The organism is Amycolatopsis thailandensis, from assembly GCF_002234405.1.
In the GTDB taxonomy this organism is placed as follows: Bacteria; Actinomycetota; Actinomycetes; order Mycobacteriales; family Pseudonocardiaceae; genus Amycolatopsis; species Amycolatopsis thailandensis.
In genome coordinates, this window is sequence record NZ_NMQT01000228.1 from 1 (window position 1) to 1535 (window position 1535).

Annotated in this window: 2 protein-coding genes; both read right to left on the minus strand. The window is 67.2% G+C overall.

Annotated features, from left to right (window positions below):
- A partial coding sequence (locus tag CFP71_RS41805; protein ID WP_244200034.1) for an MFS transporter occupies window positions 1-1038 on the minus strand: 1038 nt, incomplete at its 3' end.
- Window positions 1039-1113: 75 nt separating this feature from the next.
- Window positions 1114-1535, minus strand: a 422-nt coding sequence (locus CFP71_RS41810) for a metallophosphoesterase family protein (protein ID WP_482746730.1), incomplete at its 5' end; no start/stop codon positions are given.

The window sequence follows — 1535 nt, forward strand, 5'->3', positions numbered from 1 at the left end:
TTGCCCCCATTTTGTGTTGTTCTTCGTTGACAGGGCGATCACCGAGATCCACCACCTTCCCCTACACGACGCTCGCCCGATCTCGACCGGTCCGAGCAGCGCCAGCAGCGCGACGACCAGCGCGACGTGCCCACCGAGGAACACCTTCCAGCGGCCGATCCGGTCCGAAAGCCTGCCGAACGGAACGGCGAGCAGCAGATAGACGCCGGCGGTTCCCAGCGGCAGCAAGGGGAAGAAGACCGCGCCGAGGTCCCAACGGCGCTGCAGAACCAGATAGAGGAACGAATCGCTGAGGGTGACCAGGCCCAGCAGGGCCGCCCAGACGCAGATCCGGCGGAACGACGCCTGGCGGATCAGCCCGGCGGTCTCCCGCAGCGAGACCTTGGGCCGCTCGGCCCTCGGCGTCGGCTGGTGGTCCTTGACCAGCACCAGCAGGATGATCACGCCGATCGCGGCGACGCAGAAGCTGGTGAAGAACACCGAGTCGTAGCTGCCGAGGCTGAGCCACAGCACCGCCATCGCGACCAGCGGGCCGAGGAAGGCGCCGAAGGTGTCCATCGCGCGGTGCACGCCGAAAGCGCGGCCGAGGTGTTCGGGATCGCTGCTCAAGGTGATCAACGCGTCCCGCGGCGCGGTCCGGACGCCCTTTCCGGTGCGGTCGGCCGCCAGGACGGCGCCGATCGCCACGGTGGACGAACCCGCCAGCATCAGGCCGATCTTGCCCAGCGCCGAGAGCCCGTAACCGAAGCAGGCGACGGCTTTGAGCCGCTGCCAGCGGTCCGCGAGATGCCCGCCGACCAGCCGGACGACGGCGGTGACACCGGAGTAGAGGCCGTCGAGCACGCCGAACTGCAGCGGGCTCAGGCCGAGACCGAGGACGAGGTAGAGCGGCAGGACGGCGGTCACCATCTCCGAGGAGATGTCGGTGACCAGGCTGACCAGGCCGAGCGCGACGACGTTCCCGGTGACCGCGCGTTTCACGCCGCTCTTGGGAACTTCCGCCGCGGTGTCCGCTCCCCTACTGGTGGCTATGTACATGGGGGACCTCCAGCACCGTGAGGAGGTGCCGGGTCGCGGTGCACACGGCCGCGACCCGGCACCTGATCGCGAGGATCAGTGGCAGGTGTAGGTGGGAGAGGAATCGATGGTCTTGCCGTCGAGACCGATCATCTGGGTCGAGAAGGCGTTGTCCGACATGTTCAGCTTGAGCACGCCGTAGGTCGAGATCGCCTTCGCGGTGGCCGGGTGTTCGGTCTTGACCGGGTAGAGGGTCGCCCCGCCGCCACCGCCGATGATCTGCACCGGGCCGACCGGATCCTTGTCACCGTCGGCGTTCTGCGGGTAGAAGCGCTCGTAGTGGTGGTCGTGCCCGTTGAGCACGAGGTCGACCTTGTTTCCGACCATGGTTTCCCAGAGGGTGGCCATCTTGTCGTTGTCACCGTGGTCGCCCGAGGTGTAGCGCGGGTGGTGGTAGTACGCGGCGACGCAGGGCTTGGTGTTGTTCTTCAGGTCCTGCTTGATCCAGTTCAGCTGCT